Raw genomic sequence first — 26,616 nt, 5'->3', positions numbered from 1 at the left:
ATATGAAAGCAATGATTCTTGCTGCAGGGCGTGGAGAAAGATTACGTCCCCTTACCGACACGACTCCTAAGGCATTAGTGCAGGCGGGAGAAAAGCCCTTAATTCAGTATCACATTGAGAATCTAGCATCAGCTGGAGTAAAAGATGTGGTGATAAATATATCTTGGTTGGGTGATAAGGTAGAATCATTTATTGGCAATGGATCTGCTTTCGGGATTAATGTTCAATGGTCAAGAGAGCATAGACCGCTTGAAACAGGAGGGGGCATTCGTAGAGCTCTTCCGTTGCTAGGGAGCGAACCATTCTTGCTTGTTAATGCTGATGTCTGGACTGACTTTCCATTGAAAAATTTAGTCGAAAAACTTTTACCATCGGAAATTGATGCCCATCTAATTTTGGTCCCAAATGCATCTCATCATATGGATGGAGATTTCATATTAACGCCTGAGAGCATAGTCAGCACACCAAATGCTAGAAATAACACCTACACGTACAGCGGGATATCTATCTTAAGGCCAAAAATATTTAACGTACATGCCTCGACTACCGAAAAGTTCCCCTTGCGTGATGTATTGTGCGAAAGTATCTCCTCTGGCCGCATAGAAGGCGAAATATATACTGGGGTATGGCGAGATATTGGAACACTGATGCGTCTCCATGAGCTAGATGAATACCTAATGAAAAGATGATGTGGTGGAAGTTAAAAAATGGGGTTTTCGGCGTAATTATTTTTTTCGGGAAAAAGATTCCACTTATTGAATAGCCAGCCTCAGACTTCTAGAGTTAAATGATTGAATACCACAAAGAACAAGTATCAGTGTAGTAAGGTCATCCCATGGAGACCCTTGCCTCGTGCCCTTGATTCCACGATCAATGGCTCCTGACAACTTTAACATTTGTCGTAATCTCTCAATAGGGATTCGGCTAATAGTTTTCTTTACAAGGGGCCTACGACTTTCCCAAACCCCTAGCTTTTGAAGCACTGAGTCAATACCCTCGCCTGACTGAACGGCCTCGCTTCCCTTGATTAGAATTCGTAGATCTCGAGTGATTGCCCAAAGAATAATAGTGGCATCAGTACCTTCGCTGCGAAGGCCTTGAAGAACGTGACAGGCCTTTTTCGCTTCACTCTCCATAATTTTGCCTAACAGTACAAACACATTAAATCGTGAGCTATCAACGACAATATCAGACATAGCTTGTCCAGTTAGCTCTCTCTCTGGTGCCAGCAGTTTAAGTTTTTCTATTTCTTGGATAGCTGAAAGCAAGTTACCTTCAACTCTGTCAGCAAGCACCCTTATTGCCTCTTGGTTAGCCTTAATACCAGATTGATTGAGCCTCCGATTTAGCCATTGCGGTAATTGGGGTGTGGAGACTGGCCATATTTGTATAGAAATACCCTGATTTTCTATAGCAGTAAACCATTTGCCCCTAGTTGACGAGCTGTCTAGTTTTGGTGTGATAATAAGTGTTAGAGTTTCTGTGTTAATTTTTGATAAATATTCTTGAAGTGTCTTGGATCCCTTGTCTCCAGGCTTGCCTGAAATGATACGAATTTCTAGAAATTTCTTTTCCGAAAAAAGTGAAATGTGGCTAGCTTCGATTAGAACGCTATTCCAATCAAATTTGCTGTCTGCATAAAATAATCTTCGTTCGTTATAACCATGTAATTTTGCTGCTGTGCGAATAATATCAGCAGATTCTTGAACCAAGAGTGGCTCATCTCCGCTAATGATATATACAGAAGCGAGGCCTTTCGAGGCTAAGTGCGCACTAAGTTGCTCAGCTTTCAGTCGCATACTGGCTTGTCTTTGTAAGCATTGAATTTAAAATATTTATTATTTTACGAGCTAGATCATTCATCATTTCACGCTTCAATATTTTTTGTTCTTCAGCATTTGTTGATACATTACTTTCGTTGTAATTAAAGAATTTTTCTCTACTGAGAGTTGTTTTTGGCAGCAATACCTTGCCGTCAGCAGTTACAATTTCGACATCAACTAGCTCGGTTATGTGTAGTTCAGATACTCTTGCAGAGGAATTAACGCTTGCCGAACGACTAATGGACCTTTGATTTATTAACCTGATCGTAATTTCAGCTTCTTTGGGGTTCTCTGTAATAGCGATATTGCTAGATTTGAGAGATCTGGAAACAAAACGATAAAGCTGATTTTTTTGATCTCCATCTATATGAATTTGATTGATAGCAGCTAAAGCTGCAGTATGACCGCTGCTCCTTAGGTGCCAGCCACAGCTAGTAATCATAAGGGATACAAGAAATCCTGAGATAATAACGGGGATTAATTTTTTCATTGTAGTTCCTTTCTTCTTGAAAAGAGTTTTGGTTAGGGGCCCTAACTATAAGTATGTTTTTTCATCAGCGTACTACATTTAAATGGCAACAATGTTAACTAATTTATTAGGGATCACTATTATTTTTTGGATAGCTAGCCCCTCAGTGAAGCGTCGAACATTTTCATGCTGTTTGGCCATGTTTTTTATAGCTTCAACAGTTGTTTCAGATGGCACATCAATTTGAGCTCGTAATTTACCGTTTACTTGCACAGCAATCTGAAGAATATTTTTTGTTAATGCTGATTTGTCTGCAACTGGCCATTTCATATCGAGCAAGCTATCTCTATGGCCTAGTTCATTCCAAAGCTGAGCACATATATGGGGTGCAATTGGCGATAAAACTAGCACAATCGTTTCAAGCGCCTCCCGTTCAACAGCCAAACCAACTGCAGTATCTCTGGCAGTCATTTTTCCTATATCATTTAATAACTCCATCACGGCCGCAATAGCGGTGTTAAACGTTTGCCGGCCTCCAAAGTCATTACTTACTTTGATGATGGTGGTATGAGTTTTCCGTCTTAAGTCCTGCTGCTTCTGATCTAGACTAGAGAGAATAGATGCGGCCCCGTCTCCCGCAGCAAGATGAGTGTGCACTGTTTTCCATAGTTTCCGAAGAAAACGGTGCGCGCCTTCAACAGCGCTATCATTCCATTCTAGCGATTGCTCAGGAGGTGCGGCAAACATTGTGAATAATCTTACTGTATCAGCACCATACTGCTCTATTAGATTTTGAGGATCTACTGTATTGCCTTTTGATTTCGACATCTTCACCCCATCTTTCAATACCATCCCTTGGCAGAGAAGCTTAATAAAAGGCTCATCAGAGATTAGTAACCCCTCATCACGCATTAGTTTGTGGAAAAAACGTGCATATAGCAGATGTAAAATGGCGTGCTCAATGCCCCCTACGTATTGATCCACTGGCAACCAATAATTTGCGGCGACACTGTCAATCATTCCTTCTGAATAATTAGGGCAGGTGTATCTTGCGTAATACCAGCTTGACTCCATAAATGTATCAAAAGTGTCAGTCTCATGCTCAACTGGGTGACCGTTTAGTGTAGTTTTTTTCCAGTCAAGGTTAGCCTTAATGGGTGATCTGATTCCATCCATTTCTACTTCTTCTGGCAGCAGTACCGGAAGGCGATCGATAGGGACGGGAATTTCTCCACCATCAGGAAGATTGAACATGGGGATTGGAGACCCCCAGTATCGTTGACGAGACACGCCCCAGTCGCGAAGCCTGTAATGGGTTTTTATCTTTCCGCACCGAAGCTGTTCTAGTTTCTTTGCTATAGCATTAAAAGCTTCTTCGGGACCTAGGCTATCAAATTCTCCGGAATTTATAGATACAACTTCATCTGGTGATTTAGATGCATACCATTTTTCCCAGCGACTTTTACTAAAGTAGTAGGCAGCGCATTTGTCAGCATCAGCTGCATTTTTTCGGCGCAATTTTTCTGTGGACACGGCGACATGTTGAAAGACCTGCTTAATTGGCAGATGATAGTTGTTAGCAAATTCAAAATCGCGTTCATCATGAGCTGGAACTGCCATTATTGCACCAGTTCCGTACCCCATTAGTACGTAGTTTGCCACCCACACTGGTATTTTTTCTCCGGTAAGGGGGTGGATAGCCTCAAGCTCTGAGGATACCCCGATTTTTTTCATTGTTGCCATGCTTGCTTCAGAAACAGACTGCTCTTTGCAGTCTTGAATAAATTTTAATAACTTTGGATTATTTTTTGAGAGAGCTATAGCAATAGGATGCTCTGCTGCAATACAGACATAGGTAGCTCCCATCAATGTATCAGGGCGGGTGGTGTACACAGAGAGGTTGTCAATGCCATTGATAGCTTGATTTAACTTAAAAGTTAATTCAACGCCACGGCTTTTTCCAATCCAGTTTTTCTGCATTGTGCGAACTTGCTCGGGCCAGTCGCTAAGTGTATCCAGGCTGTCTAGCAATTCTTCGGCATATGCCGTAATTTTAATAAACCATTGCGGTATATCTTTTCGCTCTACTACTGAATCGCAGCGCCAACAACAACCGTCAATTACTTGTTCGTTAGCCAGCACCGTCTGGTCTTCAGGGCACCAATTAACAGCTGCAGTTTTTTTGTATACTAATCCTTTTTTATAAAGTCGCGTGAAGAACCATTGTTCCCACTTGTAGTAACTGGAATCGCAAGTAGTCATTTCTCTGGACCAATCGTATCCGAAACCAAGCTTCTTGAGCTGGTTTTTCATATACTGAATGTTTTCATAGGTCCATTTTGCTGGAGCTGTGCGGTGCTTGATGGCTGCATTTTCTGCAGGTAAACCAAAGGCATCCCAGCCCATGGGCTGCAGGACATTCTTACCTAGCATTCTTTGGTAGCGAGATATGACATCTGCGATAGTATAGTTTCGTACATGCCCCATATGAAGCTTTCCGCTGGGGTAGGGGAACATTGCAAGACAGTAGTATTTTTCTCTATCAAGATCCTCTTTTACTTCGAAAGCGCAAGTCTCTGCCCAGAGCTTTTGAACAGCAGTTTCGATCTCCTTGGGATGATATTGTTCTTGCATTAGCTTTCTTGGCCAGGTTGAGGCTTATAGTTGATTTTGTCTGTGATACATCAGGTTTTAATTATAGGCTAAAGCTTTCTATAGACCCAGACAGATTTCCTTGTTGATGAGAATAATTTATTTCTTGATATTACCTATAGTGGGCTTTAGGTTGATAATTTTTAGTTAGAGGTTTTTTAAGCAGCCCTAATAGAACCAATAAGAGAGATAGAAAAATTATTGGATTGGAGCCAAGCCGTCCAAAGGGGGTAAGACCAATCCTTGGTTCCAGTGTGCCTTCGAGAGTGTCTCGATAAAATGATGGAATAACCGCAGCTGTTTTCCCATCAGCATTAACCAACGCACTTATTCCGTTGTTTGTTGCTCGAATCAACGGCTTTCTGTTTTCTATAGCTCGCATTCGAGCGATCTGAAAATGCTGTTTTGGTCCTATCGTATTTCCAAACCAACTGTCGTTACTTATGGTGAGAAGTAGGCTGGCATTTTCTGCAGATTCTCTGACTAGTTCGGAATAGGCAATTTCATAACAAATAGATGTGCTGATAACTACATCATTACCTACAATAATATTTTGTTGGTTTGCCCCCCCCGAGCTAAATACCGACATAGGTAAATTAAAAAATTTAATGATCCCGCGCAACCATTTTTCGAAAGGGACATATTCACCAAAAGGCACTAAATTTTGCTTATGATAGATCCCGGCACCTTGCCCGACAGCTAGTGCTGAATTGTAATAATAAGTTTCATGTAGATTACTTGGATTATCCTTAGGATCGGACATTGTGGGAATGCCGATAATTAGAGCAGTATTCGTATTAGCCGCTTCTTTTGCAATAGAGTTTAAGTAATCTGGCACCTCGTGTCGGAATCTTGGGATTGCAGCTTCCGGCCACACCACCAGGTCGTTATCCAGAAGACTTGCAGTATCTTCACGGTATTGAAAAAGAATTTTATCTAGCTGACTGGAGTCCCAAGAGCTCCACAAAGAAATGGCTGGTTGCATTAAGCCTATGGAAATAACTTTATTTGATGGCTCAGTCCATTTGACTGACTGCAGATAAAGGCCTCCAAGCCAAAAAGAAAAAGTTAGTATTAGTGCGCCAGTTAGCGATATAAATACACTTTGGATTTGAGTACTTTTAGCTATAAGTTGCAGTCTTAGCTTAAAGAAAAGTCCTAGCAGTCCGCCGCAGAAAGCAGTTATCCAGCTTAATCCTAACACCCCAGTAATTGGCGCCCATCCAGATATCCATGAATCAGTATGAGCATAGCCTAGATAAAGCCATGGAAACCCAGTAAATACCCAGCCTCGAAACCATTCACCCAGCGTCCAAAGACTGGGAAATATTAGCAGCATAGTAGTGGCTAGGGCATAAGATGTGTTGCAGGAAGAACTAGATATGTGTAACGCTTTTCTGCCCTGAGCAAACGGAATCGCAACCAATAGAGACAGTAAAATTATAAAGGAGATTATGAGCAACAAAGACAGCCCGATATTAGCTTGACCGTAATCACGTATACTTACAAAAATCCAAGATGCCCCGACAGAATAAAGTCCTAGACCGTAGCTAAGACTTCGCAGAAAAATTAATTTGAAAGAAGCCACTTTCTCCGAGTGCCCGCAGACAAATACTGAGAAGCCAGCTATGGATAAAATTCCTGCTGGCCAGACATCAAAAGGAGCCATAGAAAAGGGCAAAAGAGCCCCAAATAGGATCAATATGAGGCAGACTTTGGTATCATATTTACTTGAAAAAGAGCTCAAGATTGATATTTCCTTGGTTTAGCAAGTATTCCTGCGGATTTAGACTTAGCTGATAACGGAGCTTTCAGGAAGTAATCTTATTGGGCATGACCTGCATTTCCAATAACTTTACTTGTCGATCGTTTCCTTCGGAGATTCTAAATTTAAAGATATCTATGTCTATATTTTCGCCTACTTTCGGCATTCGACCGAATGCTTGAACAATGACACCTCCAACAGTGTCCAATTCATCAGCATTCATATTGACATTAAAGTATTCGTTAAAGTCTTCAATGGGTGTTAATGCGTGAATAAAATAGCCCATTTCGTCTCGAGGGATTATCATTTCTTTTTCGGCATCATCCGTTTCATCTTGGATTTCACCTACAATTTCTTCTAGGATGTCCTCAATAGTGATTAGCCCAGCAATACCGCCATATTCATCTACCACAATTGCCATATGGTAGCGCTGCTCTCGGAACTCCTTTAGAAGCACATTTAGGCGTTTGCTTTCTGGAACAATGGCAGCAGGTCGGATTATGTTCTTTATATTGAAGCCATCTTGGTTCTCAAGCAGAAGCGGTAACAATTCTTTTGCCAGCAGAATACCGACTATGTGGTCGGCTGTTTCATCCAGTACAGGATACCGTGAGTGCCTGCTTTCTATCACAAGCTTAAGGGTGTCGTTTAATTCAAGATGCCGAGGTATTACTGCCATTTGTGAGCGAGGTATCATGATTTCACGAACCTGTTTGTCGCAAACATTCAGGGCTCCTTCGATAATTTCCAGAGCATCATGATCAATGATGTTATTTTCGCGAGCCGAATTTAATAAGTCTGTGAAATCTTTCTTAGATTTGGGGGCCGAAGAGAATACGTTAGCCAGCCTTTCCAACCAAGATCTATTTTGTGGGCCACTCGGTTCATCATCCATCATGGGTTGTCAATATCTCCAAATTTTTATTCATAAGGTGGCGGAAAATTCAGGCTGGCAAGTATTTTTGTTTCCAGAAGTTCCATTTTTTCAGCCTCCGCATCGTCTTCATGGTCAAAACCAATAAGGTGTAAGCTACCATGTATTACAATGTGTGCCCAGTGCGCATAGAGAGGCTTATTTTGCTCGATCGCTTCACGCTCAATAACTTGTGCACAAATTGCCAAGTCCCCAAGTAGAGGTAACATTAGAGATTCTGGTAAATTTGCTGGAAATGATAATACATTGGTTGGATTATTTTTTTTTCGATATTGATGATTTAATGTGGCACTCTCATCTTCATCAATGATGCGAATGTTTAGCTCCATCGGCTTTTTGTGCCCAGATAACGTCGCCGTCACCCACTGATGAATCGCACTTTCATCTGGAATATGCTCACAGCCGGAGACATTTTCCATGCGTACATCAATTATCATGATGCTGTCCGTCCACCCTGATGCTCTGGGTGCCTAATGGTTTCATGGCCTTTCTTTTTCATGTGCCTCATATGCGTCAACAATCCTAGCTACTAAAGGATGTCGAATTGTATCCTTAGACCCAAAAATAGAGAAGCTTATACCCTCGACATTTTTGAGTACATCACAAGCATGAAGAAGCCCTGATTGGTTTCCTTTGGGTAGATCAACCTGAGACGCATCACCAGTGATGATAGCAGTAGCGTTAAAACCTATGCGAGTTAGAAACATTTTCATTTGTTCGCGGGTGGTATTTTGACTTTCATCTAAAATAATGTATGAATTTTTAAGAGTTCGCCCACGCATAAAAGCAAGGGGGGCAACCTCAATAACATTACGATCAATTAACTTAGCTACTGTCTCCACCCCAAGCATTTCATATAAAGCATCGTATAGTGGCCGCAAATAAGGGTCTACCTTTTGGCTAATGTCTCCAGGTAGAAAACCTAATTTTTCTCCAGCTTCGACCGCTGGACGAACCAATACGATTCTTTCCGCCTCATTTTTTAGTAATGATTCGACCGCGCACGCTACAGCAAGATAAGTTTTTCCTGTACCAGCAGGACCTATACCGAAATTAATAGTATGCGTTTTTATTGCCTGAACATATTGCTGCTGATTGATGCCGCGTGGCTTTATTGTGCCTGTTTTCGTGCGTATTGCTGGAAAATTTTCTATATCATCTATAGCTGAATTTAGCATGGTATTAGTTGACGTACCCATAAAAGACTCGAAACTGAATTGCTGTATAGCCAGATGAATTTGGTCTGGCGTTAAGATGCTATTCTGGTAGAGCATCATGAGAATTTTACTTGCAGTATCTGTGGCCTGACTATCTCCGTAAAGCGTAAAAATATTACCACGATTATGAATTTTGATTCTTAATCGTTGTTCAATTTGTCGGAGATGTTCGTTAAATTGGCCGCAAAGAGAGGCTAATCGTTTGGTATCGTTTGGCTCAACACTGATAGAGCGAACAACAGGTTGTGTCTCTACATTTCCCAATAGACGACCCCTATTCTGCTATAACCAACAGCATATTATTTGTGTAACTCACCACAGACATCTAAACATGGTTTGTATGTATAAATTATAACAGATAGTAGTTATTTTATAGTGGATTCACTTTTACACTTCTCTTCAAGAGTGTTTTCTGTGACCACTTTTCCGAGGAGCGAGTTACGGAAAGCCTTAGTTATTTCTACTTCTATAAAATTACCGATAAGGTTCTGATTATTATAGGTGAAATTTACCACACGATTATTTTCTGTGCGACCCTGCAATTGTCCGGGATCTTTCTTTGATATTCCGGTAACTAAGATAGTCACTATTTTGCCAACCATGCTTTCACTTATAGCCATAACATTCTGGTTGATTCTATCCTGTAAAATTGCCAGTCTTTGTTTTTTTATTTTTTCTGGGGTCTCGTCAGGAAGTTCTGCAGCAGGTGTACCGGGTCGCCGGCTATATGTAAAGCTGAAACTCTGATCAAAGCCTATTTCATGGATAAGACGCATTGTTTGCTCGAAGTCAGCCTCTGTCTCACCTGGAAAACCCACAATAAAATCAGACGAAATGCTAATGTCAGGACGTAATTTTCGTAATTTTCGTATTTTAGACTTATATTCAAGTGCCGTATGGCCTCGCTTCATAGCGGAAAGGATTCGGTCGGAACCACTTTGAACAGGAAGATGCAGGTGGCTTACCAATTCAGGCACTTCTGCATAAACTGCAATTAAATTTTCAGAGAACTCTACGGGATGTGAAGTTGTGTAACGAATACGATCGATGCCATCAATTTTTGCAACATAAGCAATGAGTTCAGCAAGATCGCATAAGTTATTATCTGGCGTCTCGCCCCTATAGGCATTAACATTTTGCCCTAACAAATTAATTTCTCTTACTTTTTGGCTGGCTAAGTGAGCTATTTCTGCCAATACATCAGACACAGGGCGACTTATTTCTTCCCCTCTAGTATAAGGTACCACGCAAAATGTACAGTATTTCGAGCAACCCTCCATGATTGATACAAAAGCAGAAACTCCTTCGGCATCTGGTTGTGGCAAGCGATCAAATTTTTCAATTTCAGGAAAGCTGATGTCTACGATAGTAGGTACAGCACGCCTTTTTTTTTCATCCATCATTTCTGGTAAACGATGCAGCGTTTGAGGCCCAAAAATGAGATCCACAAAAGGAGCTCGTTGTGCAATTGCTTCACCTTCTTGGCTGGCAACGCAACCGCCTACACCAATTATTAGATTGGGGTTTTTTTCTTTTAATTTTCTCCAGCGTCCAAGTTGATGATATACCTTATCTTGTGCTTTTTCTCTAATAGAGCAAGTATTCAGTAGCAAGACGTCAGCCTCGTCTGGATTTTCGGTTGCTACCATTTGATGACTGTCACCCAACAGGTCACGCATTCTGGCCGAATCGTACTCATTCATTTGACATCCGTGTGTGACGATATGAATTTTTTTGGTGTTATTTCTTGTCATATGCTGGTTCGATCTGAGACGTATAATTTTAGTTTATTGGCTACACATTATAGTCCCAGTCCCAGAGAAAACCTATTCTCCGAGAGCCCAAGTTGATAAATATCTGGTAGTTTGTGGTATAATAGTTTGGTTTATTTAAACCAATTATTAACTTAGCTCTAGGCCAAAAATATGTCTCTAAATGCAGTCTATAAAGTGATTTTTTTAAATCAGGGTGAAGTATATGAGATGTATGCAAAACAAGTGTATCAAAGTGATCTTTGGGGTTTTCTGGAGGTCGAAGAATTTGTTTTTGGCGAGCGCAGCCAAATGATTGTTGATCCAGCAGAAGAAAAACTTAAAAGTGAATTTTCTGCAATCAAGCGTAGCTTTATTCCCATGCACTCAGTTATACGTATTGATGAGGTTGAGAAAGAGGGGGCTTGCAAGATCACTGATGCCAAAACGGGTAGCAATATTGCACAATTTCCATACCCAGGAGCTGCGCCAAAACCAAAATCCTGATAGTCGTGCTGCCTCCTATTTCCTTGGCCCCTGTAAAATACAAAATTCTTCTACACGCCTATTTTTTGTTTTATCGAAGCTAATTTTACTGAGTTACAAAAGACTCTCATAGCCCTATCTATGTCATCCAGGGATGGAAAAGACGGGGCTAGTCGAATATTTTTGTTGTCCGGGTCCAGCCCATAAGGAAATGTAGCCCCTGCAGGGGTTAATTTTACACCTGCCTCTGCGGCAAGCTCTATCACTGAGTCAGCGAGACCAGGACGAGTATCAAAAGAAATAAAATACCCTCCTTTTGGCGTGGTCCATTGCGCTAGATCGGAGCCCTCAAAGTTATTTTTTAGATGTTCTAGGACAGAAGAAAATTTTGGCTGCAGTAGTTTCGCGTGCTTTTTCATGTGGAGCTTAAGGCCACTACGATCTTGTATGAAGTTCAAATGCCTTAACTGGTTAACTTTGTCTGGGCCAATACAAAAAACACCTAAGTGTTGCTGGATAACGTTCAAATTTTCTTCTGACGCTGCCAAAAAAGAAACACCTGAGCCTGCAAAAGTTATCTTTGATGTAGAGGTAAACTGCAATACATTATTCTGGGTGTTGTGCTCCCTGCAATAGTCCATTATTTTTGGTAAATCTATCCCATCTTCTGATAAGTCGTGAACAGCATAGGCATTATCGTAAAATATTCTGAAATCGGGCGAGCTAATTTTTCCTAATTTTGCCAGTCTCTCGATGGTGTTTTGGCTATAAATACAACCGGTAGGATTGGAATATTTAGGGACACACCATATACCTTTAATACTTTTGTCATTTGCGATGAAAGCTTCTACTTGATCCATATTAGGACCATCTTCATCCATAGAAACCCTGATCATTTCTATACCGAATTCTTCACAAATAGAGAAATGTCGATCATATCCAGGAACAGGACATAGAAACTTAACCTTGCCTTGATCGCGCCAACTAGAACCTTTGCCGCTAACACCAAACTGCCATGCAAAAAGCATTGCAAGATACATCATGCTAAGACTACTGCTACCTCCCACAATGACTTCATTTTTTGCGACACCAAGTAGCTCTGCCCCTAGTGAACGCATTTCTGGCAGTCCAGCCAAATGCCCATAATTTCGAGAGTCTATGCCTTCACTTGTAATATAGCTGCCTTTTGTAGCTCCATCTAAAATATTAGACAAATCAAGCTGCCTGGTAGAAGGTTTCCCTCTAGTTAAGTCTAGATTTAACGAGCTTGCTCTAAATGCTTTATGTTTTTCACAAAATATTTGATGCCAATGCTCTAGCTCTTCACGGCCCATTTGATCAATGTACAACTTACACTCCCGTTATCTTTTTAATTTTCGATAAACCACTTTACAGTTTCTTTCAGGCCCTCTTGAGCATTATGGCTAGGATTGTAGCCAAGATATTTCTTAGCTTTGGAGATATCTGCTAAAGAATGCAAGACGTCTCCGGTACGGAAATCCTGATAAGTGGGATTTTTTTCTACCACATTGATATCTTTTTCGATAATAGCTTTGACAAGAAAAGCAAACAACTCATTAAGTGAGGTACTGTCGCCGTAGGCTATGTTATAAATTTGATTGATGGCATTCTTATGTGTAGAGGTGGCAGCCAAGATATTTGCTTGGATTATATTTTCAATATAACAAAAATCACGTGAGGTGCTGCCGTCTCCGTTTATGGAGCAGGATGCACCTGACAATAGGGAATTTGTCCATTTGGGTACTACAGCAGCATAAGCTCCACTAGGAGATTGCCTGGGGCCAAAAACATTAAAGTATCTTAATCCTATGGTCTCCATTCCATAGGTCTTACCAAATACTTCTGCATAAAGTTCATTGACATACTTTGTGATAGCGTAAGGAGAGAGCGGTCTGCCTATTATGTCTTCAACCTTCGGAAGACCAGGATGATCACCATAGGTAGAAGATGAGGCAGCATAAACAAAACGCTTGATCTTAGAATCTTTTGATGCAACGAGCATATTCAAAAAACCATTGATATTAGAATCATTGGTCAGAATAGGATTTGCGATAGACCTAGGAATACTACCTAAAGCAGCCTGATGCAACACATAGTCTACATTTTTGCAGCCTTCCAAGCAGTCGTCTAGATTACGGATATCAGCTTCACGGAAGGTAAAGTTCGACCAATATTTTCCTGCAGCATTTCTCACGGCCGTTAAGTTTTGTGCGCGACCATTTGAGAAGTTGTCGATTCCGATAACGGTTTGACCAAGTTCTAGCAAAGCTTCCAGCAAACTAGAGCCAATAAAACCTGCAACACCAGTGATCAACCAGATCTTGGGATTTTTTGTAAGTTCTTCTTTTGTTCGGTCGTATGAAGACAAGATTCCCTACCTTTATTCAAAGCCTGATTGATCATTCCTATTAGAGCGATCATGGCTCTAGAGCCGATTGTCGTGCTAGCCTATATAATACGTTATAAAGGGAGCTCATTAAACCACAAAACAAAAGCCAGAAATTCTAAGAAATTTATCCATCAAAGTATGCGATATTTTTTGACATACAGCCGGCTCGATGGAAACGTCTTGGCAAAATATTTTTGATAGGAGTCTTGTTGTTGCAAGGTGGTGGCTACGGGTGGACTTGAACCACCGACCCCAGCATTATGAATGCTGTGCTCTAACCAGCTGAGCTACGTAGCCATATAATCCGCATTATTTGCGATATCTCCTTAGCAAAAAAGGGGCGCGAATTTTGTCGATTTCACATAGGCTTGTCAAGATATTTTCTGATTTTTAGCCTCCATGCGCTAGTTCTTAGTCTGCCCAAACGAGTCAAAAAACAAAAAATATTCTTTATACATTAAATCTAAAGTGTACAACATCACCATCTTGAACGATGTAGTCTTTACCCTCCAGCCGCCACTTGCCTGCCTCTTTAGCGCCTTGCTCGCCTTTCCCTGCAATAAAATCTTCGTATGCAGTTACCTCTGCACGTATAAAACCTTTCTCAAAGTCTGTATGAATTTTTCCCGCAGATTGCGGTGCTGTAGCTCCAACGGGAATAGTCCAAGCTCTGACCTCTTTGGGGCCAGCTGTAAAAAAAGTGTGAAGCCCTAAAAGCTGATATCCGGCAAGAATGACACGATTAAGGCCGGGTTCTTCCATACCCATTTCTTGAAGAAATTCTAGCTTTTCATCCTCGTCTAATTCTGCAATTTCAGATTCAAGTTTATTGCATATAGGAACCACGATAGCATTTTCTGATGCAGCAATAACCTTAACTGTCTCTAGGTAAGGGTTATCTTCGAAACCGTCTTCGCCTACATTGGCAATGTACATAGTTGGTTTAAGGGTTAAGAGGGATAATGACTTAATAGCTTTTCGTTCATCTGGATCAAGATTGAGTGAGCGCAAGGGTTTTGCTTGATCAAGATGAGGTTGAATTTTTTCAAGCACTACCTTGAGAATTACAGCTTCTTTGTCTTGACCACCTTTAATGGCCCTTGTTGCTCGCTGCAACGATTTTTCTACAGTTTCTAAATCGGCAAGAGCTAATTCTGTATTGATGACCTCGATATCGGCACTCGGATTAATCTTCCCGTCAACATGAATAATATTTTCATCGTCAAAACACCTCACGACATGTGCAATAGCCTCTGTTTCGCGGATATTAGTAAGAAATTTATTACCTAGACCTTCACCTTTCGATGCGCCTGCAACAAGCCCTGCAATATCGACAAATTCCATGGCAGCTGGAAGAATTCGTTCGGGCTTAACAATAGATGCTAAATTTTCTTGGCGAACATCAGGAACGGGAACAATCCCTGTGTTTGGCTCAATGGTGCAGAATGGAAAATTTTCTGCATCTATGCCGGCTTTAGTTAATGCATTAAAAAGGGTAGATTTGCCGACATTAGGTAGGCCTACGATTCCACAGTTAAAACCCATTAGATGTACTCTCAAATATAGATGATTTTTATATAAGACTAAAAAATTAGCTGTCTTGTTGCGTATGCAGTTCCTTCATTGCTTTGCCCCAGTCTCCCGAAACAGCCAAGGGAATTACCCGTACGGCATCAACGATTGCCTCATTGATTAACTGTTGTTCAGATTGAGGGGCCTTTTTCAGAACAAAATTTACAACCTCGCTTGCATGCCCTGGATGTCCAATACCTATTCGAAGACGCGAAAAATTAGCGTTGTTGCCTAGCGCCTTAATAGTATCCTTTAATCCATTATGCCCTCCATGGCCGCCGCCTATTTTAAATCTAGAGATCCCTGGATTTAGATCAAGATCGTCATGAATCACCAAAATTTTTTCTGGATTAATTTGATAAAATCTAGCCATGGTTACTATAGATTTTCCGCTTAGATTCATATATGTATTGGGTATTAGCAGGCGTATGTCCTGCTCTTCTATTGTGATGCGGGCAGTGGAGCCAAAGAATTTACTTTCAGTCTGTAATGTAGCTTGGTAATGCTCTGAGAGAGCCAAAACAAAATTGGCCCCAGCATTATGACGGGTTTGTTCGTATTCAGAACCTGGATTTCCCAGCCCTACAATTAACTGAACAGATGTACCCAATACTGAAGCCTCGTTGTTTGTGTCAAGATGATAAAAGAAGCTTAGTCGCTTTTATCATCAGCTGAATCAGCCTCTTGGGCTTCTCCTCCAGACTGCTGCTCAGTAGCCTCATCAGCTATAACTTCTTCTTCAACTTCTTCTTTGGGTTTGTTGATAGTGAAAATAGGCGAGTCGCGCTCTTCTCCATAATTTAAGGCAATACTTTCCACCCCTTTGGGCAGCTTAACATCAGAAATATGTAGGATTTGCCCGATTTCTACTTCAGCTACATCCACCTCAATGTATTCAGGGAGATCACCAGGTAGGCATGAAATATCAATTTCTGTCATGCTATGCGTTATATTTCCTCCACCCAACTTAACACCTGCACAAATATCTTCATTGATAAAATGAAGTGGAACTTTCGTATTAAACTTCTGTGTTTTACTAACACGCAAAAAGTCAGCATGAAGGATAACTGGTTTTGCAGGGTGACGTTGAAGATCCTTCAGAATTACCTCTTCAGCCTTTCCCTCTACATTCAAGGTGATGATGTGCGAATAGAATGCTTCATTTTGAAGCGAACGATCTAGCTCTTTATGAGATAGAGATATGCTTTGTGATGGAGTTTTTCCGCCATAAACGATGGCAGGTATTTCGTTAGATAAACGACGCAGGCGGCGGCTCGCACCTTTCCCCATGTCGTTTCGTACAGTTGCATCTAGCTGAAAGTCATTTGACATTATGTTGTCTCCTAATTTAATCCCCAGTAATCCGCGACCAGAATTGAAGAGGGATATTCCTGATAGCCCTAAATTGGGCGGTAATTTATCAGTTGCTGTGTTCGATTGTTATCTGAAAAGCCAGGTGTTAATCAAACATAGCACTGATGGATTCTTCGTTGCTTACACGACGCATGGCTTCTGCCAGCATTTTTCCTATAGTTAAAACTCTGATGCGATCACTTTTTAATGCAGCAGGACTTGTCGGAATGCTATTTGTAACAACCATGGTGTCCAGCGCTGATTTTTCGATATTTGCAAGAGCCTTCCCAGACAAAACAGCATGAGTACAGTAAGCCACTACTTTGCTTGCTCCGCGTTCTTTTAAGGCTTCAGCGGCTTTGCATAAAGTACCGGCTGTATCGACAATGTCATCAATTAATATGCAGGTACGGCCCGTTACCTCTCCGATAATATTCATCACTTCTATTTGGTTTGCTTCTGGCCGACGTTTATCGATTATAGCTAGTTCTGTGTTTAGTATTTTTGCCATCGCTCGAGCTCGAACTACACCCCCAATATCAGGCGAAACAACAGTCGGTTTTTGGTAATTTTGGCGCTCTACATCTTCTGTCATCAGTGGTAAACCGTAAACATTTTCCACTGCACAGTTGAAGAAACCCTGTATTTGTTCGGCATGCAGATCAACTGTCATTACACGATCTACACCAACGTTAGCAATCATATCAGCAACAACCTTGGCACTAATTGGCACGCGAATAGAACGAACTCGTCGGTCTTGACGTCCATAGCCAAAGTAGGGAATTACCGCAGTGATACGTGCAGCAGAGGCTCGACGCAGCGCGTCTACCATTAAAATTAATTCCATTAGATATTTATGGGTTGGCGGACATGTCGGTTGCACAATAAAAACATCCCGTCCGCGAACATTTTCGCAAATTTCGATGTTAATTTCACCGTCAGAAAACTGTGAAACAACAGCATCACTTAAAGGAATTCCGAGAAATCGTGTGATTTCTTTTGCTAGCGCTGGATTTGCATTTCCAGAAAATACCATTAAGTTTGCCACAAAATCTTCCCTGGTAGTTGTAGTTTGCGCTCCCTAGCTATAATTTTAGAGAGATATGGCTGGGGTGGGAGGGATCGAACCTCCGCATGGGGGCATCAAAAGCCCCTGCCTTACCGCTTGGCGACACCCCAATAATTTTTATCTAGGAGGTAGAAATTTTAACAAAGGAGACTTATTGACCCCTTTAGCAACAAAACCCTGCCATGGCGCTGGTATTTGTTTAAGCACTAATTTTGCTTCAGCTTCTGAGGCAAAAGATGAAAATAAACATGCACCTGTTCCCGTTAACCTAGCATAAGCGAACTGATCTAGCCATTGGCGCGCTTTTTTCACCTCAGGATACAGTGCTTCAACTACTGATTGACAGTCGTTTTTTCCACTCTTCTCAACAAAGTCGGCTATTTTGATCGGATGCGTGTTTCTTGTCAAACCCTGATGAGCAAATATTTCTGCTGTAGAGATGTGTGTATTTGGCATTAAAACTAAAAACCATTCAGTTGGTCTTTCTGTAAGGGTAAGCTTTCCTCCAATCCCTTCAGCCCAAGCAGTATAACCGAAAACGAAAACTGGGATGTCTGCACCCATATTAGCGCCTATCTTTAAAAGCTCATCATTCGATAAATTTAGCTTCCAGGCGGCATTCAATCCTAGTAATGTTGTCGCAGCATTACTGCTCCCGCCACCCAATCCGCCTCCAATAGGTAGCCGCTTGTCTAGAGATATTTTTGCCCCTAAGGCGCATCTTGTGTATTTTTGGATAGCCTGAGCAGCAAGTAAAATAAGATTGTCCTTATCGGAAATATCTTTCATAGGCGACGATAGTTGAATTTCGCCACTCTGATTAGATTCAATGTCGAGACGATCACCATAATCAAGTAACTGGAATAATGTTTGTAAGTTATGATAACCGTTCTCTTGGCGTCCAGTTATATGGAGAAATAAGTTAATTTTTGCTGGAGAAGGAAGTGATAGTCTCATTGAAATCCTTAGTTTGGTAGCCACGTTTTTATTTTTAAATTAAATTGGTAGGTACCTTTCTTGCCCTGTATATTTCCTGGAAGCCTCCAGCCTTTTATGTTTTGATAGTCAGAAAATTGCAATGCCCAGCCCGATTGCTTCAGTGAGCTCAAGGTTCCGTCACTGTTATAAATAGACATCATCTTTGATGAGGACGGGGCGGCGATGCCTCTAATCCAAAATCTAAGTTGTTTTACTGGCCACTGCCACCCAAACAGCAGCTCAGTAAGATCTTCAGCTGAGCTTGCAGTATCAGGTTGCCTGGCCCCGCGCTGTAATTGAGCATGATATTGATTGCCTGTTATCCTAGTTGTGCCGATCCCAAGAGGACCGTTTAATTTTACATCAAAGACATCCCCTCGTTGATCCCATGATATCCAGGCAGCACCGCCTTCTTTTGAGTCCCTATAGCCTATTTTCCCCTGAAGAATCCAGTGATCTAACTGTGTTATTTTGTTGAGGTGTTGCTCCCAGCCAATGGTATTTAAAGGCGAATAATTTTTATTGATAGCGCACGAGCTGACTAGAATCGTAAATAGTAAAAAAATAATTCTTTGCATAAGCTCATTCTACCTCAAGACGCTCGAGGGTTTCCTGGATAATAGCGTTACTTGGGTCGTTCTGTAAAATTTGACCCCACACCAGCCTAGCCTCTTTTTTTTGCCCTGTAATCCAAAGCACTTCACCTAGGTGAGCCACAATTTCCGGCTCAGGTATCAATAAACTTGATAGTGCCCGAGTTAGATGTTTAATAGCCTCCGCGTGGTCCCCCAGTCGATAACAGACCCACCCTAAGCTATCTAGGGCTTCTGGCGACTTAGGATTTAATTTAAGAGACCTGAGTATTAATTCGCGTGCTTCACTATAGCGATCACTATTCAGTGTCATGGAATATCCTAGAGCATTAAGTGCCTCAGCATGATTCGGATTTATTGCTAGAATAGACCTTAGATCTTTCTCAGATTGCAGAATATTTTTTTGAAGACCACTGACCGTGGATCGCATATAAAGAAAGTCTTGGTTTTCTGGATACTCAAGCAGAGCAGTACTAAGAAGATCGTACCCCTCATCTAGAAGTTTCTGCTCACGCAACATTTCAGCTTCAATAAAGTATGTTATGGGGGCGAACGTAGGTCTCTTGGTGCGAAGATCATGCAGTATGAGTCGCAGTTTGGCTACCCCTCCCTGTGTTGCCATGACTTCTTTCAGAGCAGATATCGCATCTATGAGCCTATAAGCGTTTTCCTTTCCGTCTATAAAGCCTGTGTTGGCGCCTTCTATAAATTTTGTAAGATGAGTAGAAGATGCTACAGAATTATCCTTCTTGTACAGGACGCCTAGCTCGTAATGAGCATGGTAATAATGCCACTTATTAGCTGGGGCTTGGATTACTCTGGTGAAAAGCTTGATTGATTCTTCTTGAAGGCCAAGCAATCTAGCGGCACAAGCTAATGAATAAGTGATATTTTTATCATTAGGGTATTGTTTGAGCAGTGCAGTCAATTTTTGATGCCCGTTTTCGGGGCTTTTTTCTAGTGCTTCTTCCGCAAATTCGAGCTCCAAATCTCGCTTTAGACTGGTGTCAGACAATTGGTTTATAGCAGTATACGCTTCCTTTTCTTTTCCTTGCATGAAAAGTATTTCAGCTTTGAGCTCGAAAGCTGTATCCATAAATCTTTTGTTGGCGGTTACTAGTAGTAATCGATCAATAATTTCTAGTGGTTCTGTACTGAGACCTTGTTCATATAAAATTCTTGCCTTAGTAATTTTTAGAACAAAATTGTTAGGGACCTGCGCTTCTATTTTTTTATAAAATCCGAGCAGCTCTGCTCTTTTTATCTTGCGTGCAGAGACAAGTAAGTCTAGAAGTGGCCCCGTATCATCACGCTCAAGAGAAAATATTATATAGGGAATTGCCTCATCGATTCGGCCGTATTTTAAAAGAGCTTTGGCATATATACTGCTTGCCTCAATTCTATCGGGTTCTACTTCCATCCATAATTTAGCCATTTCCAGCAATAGAGATGAATTATTGTAATAGAGCGCAATTCTCGCAATTCTCGCAACTATTTCTGGATCATGAGTTAATCTTGCTTGAGTGATATATTTTTCTTGAAAAATAGCTGTCTTACCTCTCAGGCCTGCGAGCTCTGCTATTATTAAGTCATATAGGGTATCTTCAGTGAATGGGCGAACCTCATATTTACGTTCACGTAATATTTTTCTTTGCTCAGAAAGTGTTTGGATATTTTTAATGGGCACTGGGGCTAACTTGGTATGAGGTGTTTGATATGGCTGAGCACTGATACTTTTGTTGGTAATTTGGCTAGTGCAGCCGTTCAGTATAAAGCCACATAGCGCTATTATTAGGATGGAAAGGTTGTAGCTGCTCATATATTTGCGTATAAAATTTTTGATTGTTTGTGCATTGAAGTTAGATACTTTAACAACAACAAAAGCTTTAACGCTAGTTAAATATTGACCGAATATCACTTGTCTTTAAAGGCTTAGAGCCGGACAATTGCAGATTAGCCTTATCAAGCATTGAATTAATGACTATTTTCACATTTGGAATCAATTACCGCACTGCCGCTCTCGATCTTCGAGAGAAGGTAGCTTTTGCTCCAGAGAATATGATTAGGGCCTTACGCAATGCGATCGAAGTTACCGGCATTGGCGAGGTGGCCATCCTGTCTACCTGTAATCGCACAGAGATATATTTTGTTGACCCTAATGATTCTCATGGAAGTGCTGAGAAGATCTTGGACTGGCTAGCAGATTACCATCAGTTGTCAGCAAGCGAATTATCTACCTGTTGCTATACTTACAGAAATGAAGATGCTGTTAAACATATGATGAAAGTCGCTAGTGGCTTAGATTCAATGATACTGGGTGAGCCGCAAATATTAGGTCAGCTCAAGTCAGCTTATGCTGTAGCGCAGGAAGCAGAAACAGTTTCTACAAAACTTAATCAGTTATTTCAGCAAGCATTTTCTATCGCAAAACGAGTTCGCACCGAAACAGCTATTGGTCAAAATCCTGTCTCTGTTGCATATGCTGCTGTGAGCCTTTCGCAGCAAATTTTCTCAAATCTGAAAGATGCTCACGTACTTTTGATTGGCGCTGGAGAAACTATTGAATTGGTAGCAAAACATTTAATAGAGAAACAGGTGGGCAGCATTACGGTTTCTAACCGAACACTGCGTAGAGCCGAAGAGTTGGCTCAAGAATTTGGCGCCCATGCAATATTATTTTCAGATATTCCTGAATTCCTTCAAAAAGCAGACATCTTGATCTCATCAACAGGTAGTCAGTTGCCCATACTTGGAAAAGGTGCTGTAGAGTCAGCAATTAAAAAACGTAAACATAAACCTATGTTTATGTTGGATTTAGCGGTACCTAGAGATATTGAACCAGAAGTTGCAGGCTTGGATGATATTTATCTTTTTACCGTAGATGATCTTCAAGAGGTTATTCTTGAGAATATGCGTTCGCGTGAAAATGCTGCAAATAAAGCTGAGAAAATCATAGAAGAGGGTGTGAGTGAATGGAAAAGTCAGCTTCAGGGTCTTGATGTGGTAGATATGATTCGAGCCTTTCGTAAAAATTTAGAAGAAACTCGTGATATTGAGGCTGAAAAAGCTTTGCTTGCCTTGCGAGCAGGTCAAGATCCTGAGGATATAGTAAGAAGTTTGGCGCGAAATTTAACTAATAAGCTTTTGCACGCTCCATCAAGAAAACTCAAGCAAGTTGGAGAGCGGGGGCGCAAAGATCATATTCGCTTGGCTGGTGATTTATTTGGATTACAGAAATCAGATAAAAATGAGTCAAATCATTAAACAAGTAAGCTTACTGTTGGCTAATTAAATAATAAAGTGCGCTAATGAAAGAATCTATTTTAGAAAAGCTACAATTGATGACTGATCGCCATGAAGAAGTGCGAGCGCTTTTGGGCGATCCTAGTGTAATAGGTAATCAAAATTATTTTCGTGCGCTTTCTAAGGAGTATGCCGAACAGGAGCCAATTGTCGAAGCTCATAAAGACTATATCTTGGTCGAAGAAAAAATATCTGAAGCAAGGCTGCTACTTCGGGATTCTGATCTAGATATTAGAGGCATGGCTGAAGAAGAGATAACCCTAGAAACAGAAAAACTTTCTAGTATTGTGATTGCAATACAGAAACTTTTATTACCCAAAGATACCAATGATGAGAAAAATGTATTTCTGGAGATTCGTGCAGGCACTGGTGGCGATGAAGCAGCTATTTTTTCTGGTGATCTGTTTCGTATGTACTGTAAATATGCTGAGAGCAAAAAATGGAAGGTGGAGATTATCAGTGAGAATTTAGGCGATCATGGTGGCTATAAGGAGATTATTAGCTTGATCATAGGACAGGGTGTTTACTCTAAATTGAAATTTGAATCCGGTGCTCATCGCGTACAAAGAGTCCCGGATACTGAATCTCAAGGCCGTGTACATACGTCTGCCTGTACTGTGGCAGTTATGCCAGAAGTAGATGCACTAGATGATATTGATATTAAAAAAGGAGATCTTCGTGTTGACACTTTTCGCGCTTCAGGCGCCGGCGGCCAACATGTCAATAAGACAGATTCGGCTATCCGTATAACCCATCTTCCAACAGGACTGGTTGTTGAGTGTCAAGACGAGCGCTCCCAACATAAAAACAAGGCGAGGGCTATGGCCCTGTTGTCATCCCGCTTAAAAAACGCTCAAGAAGTTGTTGCTGCGGAAAATTTGGCAGAAGAGCGCCGTTCATTGGTTGGTAGCGGGGATCGCTCAGAACGCATCCGCACTTATAATTACTCTCAGGGTCGTATCACAGATCACCGAATCAACCTGACGCTATACAAGCTAGGAGAGGTAATGGAAGGGCAGTTAGATGAGGTCATTCAACCTTTAGTGAATGAACATCAGGCGGATCTACTGGCTACAATTTCCTCTTAAAAGGTAGATGCACGTTTCATGTCTAAAAAAGTTCACTCTTTGAACAGAAGAATTTTATCGCTAGGATTAGCGGATGCCTACTGATGCTTCTATGAATTGCATGGCTATTTCAAATTTGCTGAAACTCAGTGTTGAGCTAGCTGATGTAAGTGACAGTCCAAGGCTAGATGTAGAGATAATACTTAGTTATGTTCTGGGAAAAGATCGCGCCCATTTATATACATGGCCTAATCAAATCCTGAGCAGCTTAGAACAGACACGCTTTAATGAACTTTTGAGATGCCGAGTTAACGGAGAACCTGTCGCTTATATCATAAAAAGACGTGAATTCTGGTCGTTGCCGCTTAAAGTTTCTCCTGTCACTATCATACCTAGGCCAGAGACAGAACTGCTTATAGAAAAAGCCCTTTCTCTACCTTTGGATCAACAGATTTCAGTATTAGATTTAGGAACAGGAACCGGGGCTATTGCACTAGCTCTTGCGAGCGAAAAACCATTCTGGGAAATTATAGCTGTTGATTTAGAATTCGGTGCCGTTGCCCTTGCCGAGGAGAATCGACAGCAATTTGGTTTTGATAATGTAAAGATTTGTCAAAGTAACTGGTTTTCTAACTTAAAAGAAATACAATTTGACCTTATTGTAAGTAATCCGCCATATTTGTGCCTTAAAGATAAACACCTCCAAGAAGGTGACGTTAGATTTGAGCCGTTATCAGCCCTTGTGGCCAACGATTCTGGCTTGGCTGATATCCATACAGTTGTTTTTGACTCTTATTTACATCTTAAGCCTGGGGGCTGGTTGTTACTGGAGCACGGACACAGTCAAGGAAAAGAGGTTCGTCAAAAAATGATCCAGGCTGGTTTTAGTGGTACAGAAACTTTCATTGACCTGTCTGGCCTTGATCGAGTCAGTGTATGTTTTAAGGCTGAATTATAGGTACCATATTTTTATTTTAATTTTTGATATTTCCCGCCATGAAAAATTAATGGCGATATGTTGTTGTTAGAAAAATCTAGTACTCGACCTACTATGATAATGTGATCTCCCCCAGAGTAAAGGTGCTCTGTAGCGCATGTAAACTGAGATGCGCAGCCATCTAGCAGTGGCAAGCCATGCGCACCAGAATGCCAAGATGCTTGTGAAAATTTATCGTTATGTGAGCTAGCAAATAATTCAGAAGTTGATTTTTGGTTACCACTTAGAATATTTACTGCGAAATGACCGGCTTGTTGGAATAAGTCAAATAGTCTTGATTCTTGACCTACACACCAAGAAACAAGAGGAGGCTCTAATGATACGGTTGAAAAACTATTGGCCGTCATTCCTTGGGGGGTCTTTTCTCCATCTAGAGCAGTGATTACAGTAATACCTGTTGCAAAACTACCAAAGGCATTGCGTAATTCGTGGTTTTCTTGAGCTGTCATGCTATTAACCCTAAAGTAAATGTAGTTATCTTGGTGTGTGCGTCAGGGTAACCCAATAAGACGCGGATTTAAAAGCATCAAATAACGATTTGTGTTGCATCATTTAAATATTTGAAACAAATTCGTCAAATAAGCTTAGTGTGGGGATCTCATGCTACAATCCGGAACGTTTTCACTCCCTTCGGTTTTTTAGAGATACGCGAAGGTGAAAGATTTATTTAAATTGGCAATATTATGACAAACAGGGATAGTTCAGTTTTTGAGAAAAATCAGCAAACAGGCGTTCCAAGTCAACCGAAAAATAGTGAACTTCAGCGCAAAAACAAAGCGAGTAATAATCTTTTGACGGACTGGGATTTATCTAAGTTTAAAGTGGGCCAAGAAGCCGGTAAGACACGTTTTCATGATCTCGATCTACCCCTTTCTCTGATGCATGCAATAGCAGATCTAGGATTCAAGTATTGTTCCCCGATCCAGGCAAGAACGCTGCCTTATACGTTACGTGGCCATGATATTGTGGGCAAAGCCCAAACTGGCACTGGAAAAACTGCCGCTTTTTTAACTACAATTATTACTGAACTCCTTGGTAATCCCGTTGAGGACGATTACTTTGCAGGCGAGGCTAGGTCACTGATTATTGCTCCCACTCGAGAGCTCGTGATGCAGATAGCAGGGGATGCTCAAGATCTTTGTAAGTACACTGACTTAAAGGTCCATAGCTTGGTTGGAGGTATGGATTACGACAAACAGAAGCGCCGCCTGCATGAGAGTTTATGTGATATCTTGGTGGCCACACCGGGGCGTTTATTGGATTTTGCAGGAAGCAATGATGTCTATCTTGATAGAACTGAGATCTTGGTACTTGACGAAGCAGACAGAATGCTTGATATGGGATTCATCCCTCAAGTAAGACGTATTATCCGCTTAGCCCCTCATCAAGAAAGTCGACAAACAATGTTTTTTTCTGCAACCTTTACTTCTGAGGTGATGAATCTCGCCGAACAATGGACGGTTAATCCAACCACTGTTGAAATTGAACCCGAGAGTGTTGCCACAGATACTGTGACTCAAAAGGTTTACATAACCTCGACGCTTGAAAAATTTGAACTGCTGAGCAACATCATTGATCAGGATGAAGTCGAAAGCGTGATTGTTTTTGCTAATCGACGCGATCAATGTCGCAGGCTTCAGGAAAAATTAAAAAGCAAGGGATTTAGTGTCGGGCTTCTTTCTGGTGAGGTGCCTCAAGGCAAGCGAGTAAAGACTCTAGCAGATTTTAAGTCTGGAAAATTGAAAATTTTGGTCGCTACAGATGTTGCTGGTCGAGGTATTCATATAGACGGTATTAGTCATGTAGTAAACTATACATTACCTGAAGAGCCTGAAGATTACGTACACCGCATTGGTCGTACCGGAAGAGCTGGCAAGACCGGTACGTCTATAAGTTTTGCCTGCGAAGACGATGCATTTTTATTGGAGCCAATAGAAAAGCTATTAGGAACAAAGCTCCTGTCTCAGCTGCCGGATAAGCTGTTGATGCCAATATAAAAAAATATTTATATATTTGGCACAAGATTTAACTAGTAACAGATAGACTCGTTAGGCGGCACTTGCTATAGTCGCGCATCTCGGTGTCTTTCGGTCAGTACCTTATTCTCTAAGCAGTGATCTTAGCGTTTTTTTTAAATATTTCCAGACACCTTATAAATGGTTTTCAGCGCAAGACCG

At 41.2% G+C, this 26,616-nt stretch carries 24 protein-coding genes and 2 tRNA genes; 6 read left to right on the top strand and 20 right to left on the bottom strand.

The features are described from left to right. Nucleotides 1-2: 2 nt before the first annotated feature. Nucleotides 3-689, top strand: coding sequence for an N-acetylmuramate alpha-1-phosphate uridylyltransferase MurU (gene murU, locus ABXT41_RS06070; protein ID WP_415390622.1), 687 nt, complete (start codon nt 3-5; stop codon nt 687-689). Between the two features lie 63 nt (nt 690-752). On the opposite strand, the gene holA is transcribed toward murU, so the two are convergent. The 8 genes from holA to miaB all read right to left on the bottom strand — a co-directional run bounded on the left by holA (nt 753) and on the right by miaB (nt 10,614). After that, nucleotides 753-1,799 (bottom strand): DNA polymerase III subunit delta, encoded by a 1,047-nt coding sequence (holA, locus tag ABXT41_RS06065; protein ID WP_415390621.1) that lies wholly within the window; start codon nt 1,797-1,799, stop codon nt 753-755. Beyond that, a complete protein-coding gene (gene lptE, locus ABXT41_RS06060; RefSeq protein WP_415390620.1) occupies nt 1,783-2,313 on the bottom strand; it encodes an LPS assembly lipoprotein LptE in 531 nt (176 codons plus the stop codon). Before lptE ends, holA begins: the two co-directional genes overlap by 17 nt. Before the next feature lie 78 nt (nt 2,314-2,391). After that, nucleotides 2,392-4,926, bottom strand: a complete 2,535-nt coding sequence (gene leuS / locus ABXT41_RS06055; protein ID WP_415390619.1) for a leucine--tRNA ligase — start codon at nt 4,924-4,926, stop codon at nt 2,392-2,394. A gap of 130 nt (nt 4,927-5,056) precedes the next feature. Further along, the gene (lnt, locus tag ABXT41_RS06050) at nt 5,057-6,691 is read right to left on the bottom strand and encodes an apolipoprotein N-acyltransferase (RefSeq protein WP_415390618.1); all 1,635 of its coding nucleotides are present in this window, start codon (nt 6,689-6,691) and stop codon (nt 5,057-5,059) included. A 64-nt stretch (nt 6,692-6,755) separates the two neighbouring features. Then, nucleotides 6,756-7,607 (bottom strand): HlyC/CorC family transporter, encoded by an 852-nt coding sequence (locus ABXT41_RS06045; RefSeq protein WP_415390617.1) that lies wholly within the window; start codon nt 7,605-7,607, stop codon nt 6,756-6,758. A gap of 23 nt (nt 7,608-7,630) precedes the next feature. After that, nucleotides 7,631-8,080 carry an rRNA maturation RNase YbeY gene (gene ybeY / locus ABXT41_RS06040; RefSeq protein ID WP_415390616.1) on the bottom strand — a complete coding sequence of 150 codons (450 nt, stop codon included), beginning with the start codon at nt 8,078-8,080 and terminating at the stop codon, nt 7,631-7,633. 42 nt (nt 8,081-8,122) lie between these two features. Further along, on the bottom strand, nt 8,123-9,124 hold the full coding sequence (locus ABXT41_RS06035) for a PhoH family protein (RefSeq protein WP_415390615.1): 1,002 nt from the start codon (nt 9,122-9,124) through the stop codon (nt 8,123-8,125). 101 nt (nt 9,125-9,225) lie between these two features. Then, nucleotides 9,226-10,614, bottom strand: coding sequence for a tRNA (N6-isopentenyl adenosine(37)-C2)-methylthiotransferase MiaB (gene miaB, locus ABXT41_RS06030; RefSeq protein WP_415390614.1), 1,389 nt, complete (start codon nt 10,612-10,614; stop codon nt 9,226-9,228). Between the two features lie 171 nt (nt 10,615-10,785). Here miaB and ABXT41_RS06025 point away from each other — a divergent pair, with 171 nt between their 5' ends. Continuing rightward, nucleotides 10,786-11,118 (top strand): DUF1820 family protein, encoded by a 333-nt coding sequence (locus ABXT41_RS06025; RefSeq protein WP_415390613.1) that lies wholly within the window; start codon nt 10,786-10,788, stop codon nt 11,116-11,118. A 50-nt stretch (nt 11,119-11,168) separates the two neighbouring features. Here ABXT41_RS06025 and ABXT41_RS06020 read toward each other — a convergent pair whose 3' ends face one another. The 11 genes from ABXT41_RS06020 to ABXT41_RS05970 form a co-directional block, all read right to left on the bottom strand. Next, nucleotides 11,169-12,446, bottom strand: coding sequence for an aminotransferase class I/II-fold pyridoxal phosphate-dependent enzyme (locus tag ABXT41_RS06020; protein ID WP_415390612.1), 1,278 nt, complete (start codon nt 12,444-12,446; stop codon nt 11,169-11,171). Nucleotides 12,447-12,466: 20 nt separating this feature from the next. Next, the gene (locus tag ABXT41_RS06015; protein ID WP_415390611.1) at nt 12,467-13,486 is read right to left on the bottom strand and encodes an SDR family oxidoreductase; all 1,020 of its coding nucleotides are present in this window, start codon (nt 13,484-13,486) and stop codon (nt 12,467-12,469) included. Between the two features lie 241 nt (nt 13,487-13,727). Further along, nucleotides 13,728-13,804, bottom strand: a tRNA-Met gene (locus ABXT41_RS06010). A 153-nt stretch (nt 13,805-13,957) separates the two neighbouring features. Continuing rightward, the gene (ychF, locus tag ABXT41_RS06005) at nt 13,958-15,052 is read right to left on the bottom strand and encodes a redox-regulated ATPase YchF (RefSeq protein ID WP_415390610.1); all 1,095 of its coding nucleotides are present in this window, start codon (nt 15,050-15,052) and stop codon (nt 13,958-13,960) included. Between the two features lie 46 nt (nt 15,053-15,098). Beyond that, on the bottom strand, nt 15,099-15,689 hold the full coding sequence (pth, locus tag ABXT41_RS06000; protein WP_415390609.1) for an aminoacyl-tRNA hydrolase: 591 nt from the start codon (nt 15,687-15,689) through the stop codon (nt 15,099-15,101). Between the two features lie 41 nt (nt 15,690-15,730). Continuing rightward, the gene (locus ABXT41_RS05995; RefSeq protein WP_415390608.1) at nt 15,731-16,411 is read right to left on the bottom strand and encodes a 50S ribosomal protein L25/general stress protein Ctc; all 681 of its coding nucleotides are present in this window, start codon (nt 16,409-16,411) and stop codon (nt 15,731-15,733) included. Between the two features lie 127 nt (nt 16,412-16,538). Further along, nucleotides 16,539-17,468, bottom strand: coding sequence for a ribose-phosphate pyrophosphokinase (locus ABXT41_RS05990; RefSeq protein ID WP_415391469.1), 930 nt, complete (start codon nt 17,466-17,468; stop codon nt 16,539-16,541). A gap of 68 nt (nt 17,469-17,536) precedes the next feature. Beyond that, nucleotides 17,537-17,611: transfer RNA gene (locus tag ABXT41_RS05985), tRNA-Gln, on the bottom strand. Between the two features lie 7 nt (nt 17,612-17,618). After that, complete coding sequence (ispE, locus tag ABXT41_RS05980; protein ID WP_415390607.1) at nt 17,619-18,458, bottom strand: 4-(cytidine 5'-diphospho)-2-C-methyl-D-erythritol kinase; 840 nt, start codon at nt 18,456-18,458, stop codon at nt 17,619-17,621. Between the two features lie 8 nt (nt 18,459-18,466). Beyond that, nucleotides 18,467-19,057: a lipoprotein insertase outer membrane protein LolB gene (gene lolB / locus ABXT41_RS05975; RefSeq protein WP_415390606.1), complete on the bottom strand. Its 591-nt coding sequence runs from the start codon at nt 19,055-19,057 to the stop codon at nt 18,467-18,469. A gap of 4 nt (nt 19,058-19,061) precedes the next feature. Further along, the gene (locus tag ABXT41_RS05970) at nt 19,062-20,891 is read right to left on the bottom strand and encodes a tetratricopeptide repeat protein (RefSeq protein WP_415390605.1); all 1,830 of its coding nucleotides are present in this window, start codon (nt 20,889-20,891) and stop codon (nt 19,062-19,064) included. Between the two features lie 158 nt (nt 20,892-21,049). Between ABXT41_RS05970 and hemA the strand changes: the two genes are divergently transcribed. The 3 genes from hemA to prmC all read left to right on the top strand — a co-directional run bounded on the left by hemA (nt 21,050) and on the right by prmC (nt 24,400). Further along, entirely contained in the window at nt 21,050-22,336 is a 1,287-nt protein-coding gene (gene hemA, locus ABXT41_RS05965; protein ID WP_415390604.1) for a glutamyl-tRNA reductase, read from the top strand. 44 nt (nt 22,337-22,380) lie between these two features. Continuing rightward, a complete protein-coding gene (gene prfA, locus ABXT41_RS05960; protein WP_415390603.1) occupies nt 22,381-23,463 on the top strand; it encodes a peptide chain release factor 1 in 1,083 nt (360 codons plus the stop codon). Between the two features lie 73 nt (nt 23,464-23,536). Beyond that, complete coding sequence (gene prmC / locus ABXT41_RS05955) at nt 23,537-24,400, top strand: peptide chain release factor N(5)-glutamine methyltransferase (protein ID WP_415390602.1); 864 nt, start codon at nt 23,537-23,539, stop codon at nt 24,398-24,400. A gap of 11 nt (nt 24,401-24,411) precedes the next feature. Here the strand turns inward: prmC and ABXT41_RS05950 are convergent, their stop codons facing one another. Further along, entirely contained in the window at nt 24,412-24,888 is a 477-nt protein-coding gene (locus tag ABXT41_RS05950) for a flavin reductase family protein (RefSeq protein WP_415390601.1), read from the bottom strand. A 234-nt stretch (nt 24,889-25,122) separates the two neighbouring features. Here ABXT41_RS05950 and rhlB point away from each other — a divergent pair, with 234 nt between their 5' ends. Next, nucleotides 25,123-26,436 (top strand): ATP-dependent RNA helicase RhlB, encoded by a 1,314-nt coding sequence (rhlB, locus tag ABXT41_RS05945; RefSeq protein WP_415390600.1) that lies wholly within the window; start codon nt 25,123-25,125, stop codon nt 26,434-26,436. Nucleotides 26,437-26,616: the final 180 nt, after the last annotated feature.

It is taken from the genome of Porticoccus sp. Uisw_050_02 (assembly GCF_047729555.1).
Classification (GTDB): domain Bacteria; phylum Pseudomonadota; class Gammaproteobacteria; order Pseudomonadales; family Porticoccaceae; genus Porticoccus.
Note: the sequence above shows the minus strand (reverse complement) of the source record. Positions and strands in the feature narration are given on the sequence as shown.

Excerpts from the sequence above, each read along its gene's own strand:
- murU (WP_415390622.1), top strand. The coding sequence starts at position 3 with ATGAAAGCAATGATTCTTGCTGCAGGGCGTGGAGAAAGATTACGTCCC.
- holA (WP_415390621.1), bottom strand. The coding sequence starts at position 1,799 with ATGCGACTGAAAGCTGAGCAACTTAGTGCGCACTTAGCCTCGAAAGGC.
- lptE (WP_415390620.1), bottom strand. The coding sequence starts at position 2,313 with ATGAAAAAATTAATCCCCGTTATTATCTCAGGATTTCTTGTATCCCTT.
- leuS (WP_415390619.1), bottom strand. The coding sequence starts at position 4,926 with ATGCAAGAACAATATCATCCCAAGGAGATCGAAACTGCTGTTCAAAAG.
- ABXT41_RS06045 (WP_415390617.1), bottom strand. The coding sequence starts at position 7,607 with ATGATGGATGATGAACCGAGTGGCCCACAAAATAGATCTTGGTTGGAA.
- ybeY (WP_415390616.1), bottom strand. The coding sequence starts at position 8,080 with ATGATAATTGATGTACGCATGGAAAATGTCTCCGGCTGTGAGCATATT.
- miaB (WP_415390614.1), bottom strand. The coding sequence starts at position 10,614 with ATGACAAGAAATAACACCAAAAAAATTCATATCGTCACACACGGATGT.
- ABXT41_RS06025 (WP_415390613.1), top strand. The coding sequence starts at position 10,786 with ATGTCTCTAAATGCAGTCTATAAAGTGATTTTTTTAAATCAGGGTGAA.
- ychF (WP_415390610.1), bottom strand. The coding sequence starts at position 15,052 with ATGGGTTTTAACTGTGGAATCGTAGGCCTACCTAATGTCGGCAAATCT.
- ABXT41_RS05995 (WP_415390608.1), bottom strand. The coding sequence starts at position 16,411 with ATGTCAAATGACTTTCAGCTAGATGCAACTGTACGAAACGACATGGGG.
- ABXT41_RS05990 (WP_415391469.1), bottom strand. The coding sequence starts at position 17,468 with ATGGTATTTTCTGGAAATGCAAATCCAGCGCTAGCAAAAGAAATCACA.
- ispE (WP_415390607.1), bottom strand. The coding sequence starts at position 18,458 with ATGAGACTATCACTTCCTTCTCCAGCAAAAATTAACTTATTTCTCCAT.
- lolB (WP_415390606.1), bottom strand. The coding sequence starts at position 19,057 with ATGCAAAGAATTATTTTTTTACTATTTACGATTCTAGTCAGCTCGTGC.
- ABXT41_RS05970 (WP_415390605.1), bottom strand. The coding sequence starts at position 20,891 with ATGAGCAGCTACAACCTTTCCATCCTAATAATAGCGCTATGTGGCTTT.
- hemA (WP_415390604.1), top strand. The coding sequence starts at position 21,050 with ATGACTATTTTCACATTTGGAATCAATTACCGCACTGCCGCTCTCGAT.
- prfA (WP_415390603.1), top strand. The coding sequence starts at position 22,381 with ATGAAAGAATCTATTTTAGAAAAGCTACAATTGATGACTGATCGCCAT.
- prmC (WP_415390602.1), top strand. The coding sequence starts at position 23,537 with ATGCCTACTGATGCTTCTATGAATTGCATGGCTATTTCAAATTTGCTG.
- ABXT41_RS05950 (WP_415390601.1), bottom strand. The coding sequence starts at position 24,888 with ATGACAGCTCAAGAAAACCACGAATTACGCAATGCCTTTGGTAGTTTT.
- rhlB (WP_415390600.1), top strand. The coding sequence starts at position 25,123 with ATGACAAACAGGGATAGTTCAGTTTTTGAGAAAAATCAGCAAACAGGC.